The organism is Neisseria flavescens, from assembly GCF_001618065.1.
In the GTDB taxonomy this organism is placed as follows: Bacteria; Pseudomonadota; Gammaproteobacteria; order Burkholderiales; family Neisseriaceae; genus Neisseria; species Neisseria flavescens_A.
Genome location: NZ_LAEI01000033.1, coordinates 24082 through 30081, shown reverse-complemented (window position 1 = coordinate 30081; position 6000 = coordinate 24082). Strand labels below are relative to the sequence as shown.

The 6000-nt window shown below is 42.8% G+C and carries 5 protein-coding genes and 1 pseudogene; 5 read left to right on the top strand and 1 reads right to left on the bottom strand.

Annotated features, from left to right (window positions below):
* From TW89_RS11810 to TW89_RS04625, 3 genes and pseudogenes are all read left to right on the top strand, one after another.
* Positions 1-436, top strand: a pseudogene (locus TW89_RS11810) (hypothetical protein); the annotation flags it as partial.
* A complete protein-coding gene (locus TW89_RS04630; RefSeq protein ID WP_128580687.1) occupies positions 436-1995 on the top strand; it encodes a hypothetical protein in 1560 nt (519 codons plus the stop codon). The pseudogene TW89_RS11810 and the gene TW89_RS04630, both read left to right, overlap by 1 nt.
* Positions 1996-2012: 17 nt before the next feature.
* Entirely contained in the window at positions 2013-3248 is a 1236-nt protein-coding gene (locus TW89_RS04625) for a type VI immunity family protein (RefSeq protein ID WP_128580686.1), read from the top strand.
* A 328-nt stretch (positions 3249-3576) separates the two neighbouring features.
* Here the strand turns inward: TW89_RS04625 and TW89_RS04620 are convergent, their stop codons facing one another.
* Positions 3577-3951 (bottom strand): Mth938-like domain-containing protein, encoded by a 375-nt coding sequence (locus TW89_RS04620; RefSeq protein WP_128580685.1) that lies wholly within the window; start codon positions 3949-3951, stop codon positions 3577-3579.
* A gap of 206 nt (positions 3952-4157) precedes the next feature.
* On the opposite strand from TW89_RS04620, the gene TW89_RS04615 reads away from it, so the two are divergent.
* Together TW89_RS04615 and TW89_RS04610 are read left to right on the top strand one after the other, a co-directional pair.
* Positions 4158-5465, top strand: a complete 1308-nt coding sequence (locus TW89_RS04615) for a homoserine dehydrogenase (RefSeq protein ID WP_070644763.1) — start codon at positions 4158-4160, stop codon at positions 5463-5465.
* A complete protein-coding gene (locus TW89_RS04610) occupies positions 5458-5892 on the top strand; it encodes a hypothetical protein (RefSeq protein WP_128580684.1) in 435 nt (144 codons plus the stop codon). Before TW89_RS04615 ends, TW89_RS04610 begins: the two co-directional genes overlap by 8 nt.
* Positions 5893-6000 lie beyond the last annotated feature (108 nt).

Genomic DNA, 6000 nt, shown 5'->3' with positions numbered 1-6000 from the left:
CACCATTGCGGCGAAGGAAGAGATTCTGATTACCTGCAAGGGGGCGTATATCAAGCTGAGCAACGGGGAAGTGGAGATCGGGAGTCCGAAGGTGGTGCGGGTGAGGGCGCCGTTGGTGGTGAATGGGGCCAACGGAATAAAACATAAGATATCTGATTTTAAACAAAATTATAGTGGCGGATACATTATCTATGATGAAAAAACAGGCCTTCCTATTACAAATTTGCCATATGAATTGACGACAGAAAATAACGAAAAACTTAAAGGTATAACCAATATGGAGGGGAAAACCATCATGGCGTTTACAGATAAACCTGAAAAAGTAAAAATCGACATACAGAAACACTCTTCCGAACGTAAGAGAACTCTATATTTCGCTGGGGTGGAGTCAATGGATTTATATCTTGAATGGACTGAAAATGAAGGGGCTCAATAATGACACTGATTACCACCGTTAACGAGAATGAAAAATACGCAAAACTACCAAGCCGCTTGAACTATGGGTATATTTATATCAAAGCGGACATAACCATGAAGACGGTTAAACAATCCAGACGAGGCAAAGAATATCAAAGTCGCTTTTCTGCTTTGATTCGTGCGGATGAGTACCTTAATTCCCATAAATGGGAGTATAAGGCAGAATCTAAATGGGAAATTCCCAAAGATGATCTAGCAATGCCCATTCCCGTTCTATCTTCCAGTAAAACAGATGGACAGCATCGATCGGTTTATTATGGAATTAGATCGAAAGGTGTATTAAAAAACTCATCTTTTGTACGTACCGACCTTGTTATCCTGAAAGATAAAAATCTGATGTGGATAGGTAAAAAATGGGATGGCAGCAGTTTGACAGCCGACGATCCCATTTTTCGAACTCCGAATCATAAAAAAAACAAATGGTACATGCAAGATTTCCCAGACAATTTATTACGCATTGTCGAAATCAAATTCCAGTATGAAAATGGCAAAAGTGATGAATGGGGGAAATCACAAGAAAGAAATTATTTGAGAATCTTGAGAGGTAAATCAAAAAATCTTATCCGTATGAATGCGAAGGATTTAGGCCTGACGTTGTTGCATATTAGTTCGTCTGAAGGGAGAAAGACTCATGAAACTGCAACCGAACTAGCTCCGGTATTTACTCAAGAACCAAATCGCAATGGAGCATTTAGATGGGAGAAATGGGCAAATGCTCCTGCAACTTCCAAAGCAGGAGATCAGAATTTGACCCCTCTTCTTTCTCCTCAAAAACAATCACAATTGGAGTATAGCCCTGAAACCTTAAAGCTATTCCAAGATATCCCTTGGCTAAATGGACAAAAAAGGTGTTTCCACGCAACACAGGATATACTTTTCTGGCAAAATGAAGACAATGACACATCAAAGCCGTTAGCTGACAAGCAGAGCATGCTGAAGGCATTAAAATACCTTCAGCAAGAATCTGATCTTGATGCATTGACTTTGGTATCTGCCGAAAAAATCGAAACAAAGGTTCTTATTCGTGGTGAAGATGTTTTGATGTTGATTATAGAAATTGCCATTGTGGGCACTGTGTTTGTCTTTTTAGCACCTATTATTGTGGAAATGCTTCCTGCCGTTCTGTCGCTTTTAGCGATGGCTGCCCGCGCACCACAACTAGGATTAAATATTGTGAGAAGCGGCTCCGTTGTGGCAGCTGGATTAGGCCTATGGAGCAGTGCAAATGCTGAGACTATTGATTTTACCGATGAAGAAATAGAAGAGGCTGTTGAGAAGAAAATAGAGCTCCTTCATCAATTTGACTTGGGCTATACCTTATTTCATTTCAAAGAAGGAATACCTGTTGTAGAAGGAAATACTTATACCATTGATCAAGTTGCATATATCAGAGATGCAAGCAAAGAAGAGTATGATGCCAGTCCTCATGTAACCATAGTAGGTTGTGATGGAGAAATTATCACCAGCAAAGAAGAAGCCCGCAACAGCTGCGCCGCCGAACGTAAGATTTTATTTTAATCAAGAAAGGATAATCCATGAATGATACCGAAAAGAAACTCATCGCCATCCACTATACCGCCGACCGCACCAAACGCAACAACGAACATGGCTTTACCCTGTTGAAACTGGGTATACGTGGCGCAATCTATTTTAATACCCGCGATGATGTCGCAGATGCCTTAACCGCTCTGATGGATTTCTATTACGAATGGACGAAAGACAAGCTGACAATAGCTAGGCACGAAAGAGGCCATAGGGATATTAAAAAAGTCAAACTGACCGAAAAATCATATCTGAAAGAACGGGATACAATCTACCGGTGGTTGGACAATCGGGAGGAAAATCCGCCAGAGGTGATGTGGGGAATGCAAAGTGAGCATGCAGATACCAGCGCATCCTATTATTTCGACATTACCTCTATTGCCGCAGGTTTAGTTAATGAAGCCCATATGCCGCTAGGCACCCTACTTTTTAACCTGCCACTGGAAATTTTGTCTTCCCCCAAAGATTTGGCAAAACTGGATGAGTTTGTCGACAAGATTGCAGAGAAGCTGGATGTGTTCCACGGCTATATCGGTCTGGCAGCAATTCCACCGCATAACTATTACGACGGTGCACCGTACGAATACGGGGTGTGTCGCGAGAATTTCGGTCTGATTCCGGTTACGACTGATTATCTGTCAACGTTTTATAGATACAACATACGCAGTATCAGTTGGTATACATTGGTTGGCAGGGAACTTTACGGACAGCTACCGGCAGGCAGGATAGAGCCTGTTTTGGCAAATCATCCCGATATTAAGATGCGTGATATAGCAGGTATCAAAGTTTTCAAAATTGGCAACTTGCCTGAAACCGGAGATATCCACGAAGATTTACCCTTGGACTACATTGCGCTAAACCGCGCTTTAGAACCGATACGTGAAAAATACCCCCGTGAAAATATGGGCGGCATTACCCGCGAACAGATGTATTATTGGTCGAGAAGATGGGACGGTTGGGAAGTGGAAGAAAAAGACGGCAAGAAGATCTACACCCAAGCACCACAGGAAATCATCGGTGTCGAGGAAGAGCCTGTTCCAATTTCGGGCATATGGAAAATTACTAGCTTTAACGGCGAAACCCGTCATTTCAATAAAGGCGAAATCTTCCCCGAAGGAGAGGGTGAGAGAACGCAAAAAGCACTTCTCGGCCCCCAAATGGGTCTGACGATTTGGGAACTTGTCAAAGGAGACCATGACGAGCCGTTGCGTAGAAAACCTATATGGTAAAGCCAGGCCATAAACAATCTGTCGGCAGGTGGGTCTAAAAAATAACACCGAAGCAATCCCTGAATAAAGTCTTGGACAAATTACTTATTGAAATAATCGGAGACTTTAACAACAAGGGATTTATTGAGAAAAAGCTGGGGCAATTGATAAAAGGCCGTCTGAAAAACCTTTCAGACGGCCTTTTTGTTTTTGAATTCTGTATGTGATTGAACTACTGAGCGAAACAGGAGTTAGCAGACTAAAATAGTAGAGTTATGAATTTAACATAATATAAATTATGCGAACTTAGGCTGGTATGATGCTAAAGTCTTTTCTACAAATTATGAAATTATGGCCACAACCAAGCCCATGTGCTTCGGCCTTCGCCTTGCAATAAAACTAAAGTTCGGCAAGCTGAGGTTGTGTTCATGCATTCGAAGCCGATTCCGTAGGCTGATAAGGCTGCAGTAATTTTGGGATGCAGAAATTTTTGTTTTTCTCCTGTACCTATAATAATGACTTCAGGGCGGTTTTCTGCTGTTTCAATTGCTGATATAAAAATTTGTTCGTTTAATTCTCCGATGGTTGTTTGAGGAATGATGCTCACTTTGCCATCTTGCCAGCAAATGGGTTCTGAATATGTTTGTTCTCCGATTTGCAATATGCTTTGTGAGGATGAAAAAAATGATGTGGCTTCATCGATATGGTTTTCTGTGATTTTCATGGCAATTCCTGTTTTTATGGTAGAACGATTTTTCAGACGGCCTTGGGAAACTTGCAAAAAAAGGTGCAAAATCAAGCAATATCAGGTAGGATTCAACGTTTGACCTTGTGCATTGATGCTTTGCTCTGAATTTACGATTGCAAGCGATTATAACAAGCCTTGGTTTTTCGTGATTATTTTAAAGTATCGGCTCAAAAGGAGACACAATGAAGCCAGTAAATATCGGTCTTTTAGGTTTGGGTACAGTCGGTGGCGGTACGGCCACTGTATTGCAGGACAACGCTGCGGAAATCAGCCGCCGCTTGGGACGTGAAGTCCGTATTTCTGCTGTTTGTGATTTGAGCGAAGAAAAAGCCAAACAAATTTGCCCGAATGCTGCTTTTATCAAAGATCCGTTTGAGCTGGTTCAACATCAAGATGTTGATGTTGTTGTTGAATTGTTTGGCGGCACCGGTATTGCCAAAGATGCGGTATTAAAAGCGATTGAAAACGGCAAACACATTGTTACTGCCAATAAAAAACTGCTGGCTGAATACGGCAATGAAATTTTCCCTTTGGCGGAAGAAAAAAATGTCATGGTACAGTTTGAAGCTGCTGTTGCCGGCGGTATCCCTATTATCAAGGCTTTGCGTGAAGGCTTAGCTGCAAACCAAATCCGCAGCATCGCCGGCATTATTAATGGTACCAGCAACTTCATTCTTACTGAAATGCGTGAAAAAGGCAGCGCGTTTGCAGACGTATTGAAAGAAGCTCAGGCTTTAGGCTATGCAGAAGCTGACCCTACTTTTGATATCGAAGGTCATGATGCCGGCCATAAAATTACCATTATGAGCGCATTGGCATTTGGTACGCCGATGAACTTTTCTGCCTGCTATTTGGAAGGCATCAGCAAACTCGACAGCCGCGATATCAAATACGCTGAAGAGCTTGGCTATCGTATCAAATTGTTGGGTATTACCCGTAAAACCGACAAAGGCATCGAGTTGCGCGTACACCCTACTCTGATTCCTGAAAGCCGTCTGCTGGCTAACGTTAACGGCGTGATGAATGCTGTCCGTGTCAATGCCGATATGGTTGGTGAAACCTTGTATTACGGTGCAGGAGCCGGTGCATTGCCGACTGCTTCTGCCGTAGTTGCCGATATTATTGATATTGCCCGCCTGATTGAAGCGGAAACTGACCATCGTGTCCCTCACTTGGCATTCCAACCTTCGCAAGTTCAAGTGCAAAATATTCTTCCTATGGATGAAATTACCAGCAGCTACTATCTGCGTGTTCAAGCAACTGATGAACCGGGCACTTTGGGTCAAATTGCCGCACTCTTGGCCAAAGAAAATGTCTCTATCGAGGCTTTGATTCAAAAAGGCGTGATTAATCAGAGTACTGCTGAAATCGTGATTCTGACTCACACCACAGTGGAACACAATGTCAAACGCGCTATCGCAGCGATTGAAGCTCTGAGCTGCGTGGATGCTCCGATCACCATGATCCGCATGGAAAGCCTGCATGACTGAGCAACAAACGGAAAGGCCATCTGAAGAGCAACTGGCAGCCAGAAAAAAAGCCAAGGCAAAAATCCGCACCATCCGCATTTGGGCATGGATTATTTTATCGTTGCTGGCGCTGACCGCCCTGCTCTCACAATGCGCGATGAACAAGCCGCAGATGAAGCAAAATGTGGTGGAATCTTGCGTGAAAAACATTCCTTTTGCTGAAAAATGGCAAGCTGATTTGAAGGCAAAAGGTTTGGATGCGCAAAACGAGAAATTGGCTCAAGACTATTGTGTCTGCATGTGGGATCAGCCTTTGAGCAAACTCTCTGACGAGCAAATCCGAAACTTCGGCAAAATCAGTCCTGAGGAGCAACTCAAGCTCTTGGGTGGCGCAGAAGCTTTTGAGGCACGCGATAAGCAATGCGTAGCTGATTTAAAGGCTGATTAAACCAATACCGATTTAAATCAAAGCCTACAAGGCCGTCTGAATAACAGACGGCCTTTCTTATATTAAATAAATAGAAATAAGAATTGATTTCATCATATTTAAAGTTTA

Coding starts and splice junctions, on each gene's coding strand:
- TW89_RS04615 (WP_070644763.1), top strand. CDS start 4,158: ATGAAGCCAGTAAATATCGGTCTTTTAGGTTTGGGTACAGTCGGTGGC.
- TW89_RS04630 (WP_128580687.1), top strand. CDS start 436: ATGACACTGATTACCACCGTTAACGAGAATGAAAAATACGCAAAACTA.
- TW89_RS04625 (WP_128580686.1), top strand. CDS start 2,013: ATGAATGATACCGAAAAGAAACTCATCGCCATCCACTATACCGCCGAC.
- TW89_RS04610 (WP_128580684.1), top strand. CDS start 5,458: ATGACTGAGCAACAAACGGAAAGGCCATCTGAAGAGCAACTGGCAGCC.
- TW89_RS04620 (WP_128580685.1), bottom strand. CDS start 3,951: ATGAAAATCACAGAAAACCATATCGATGAAGCCACATCATTTTTTTCA.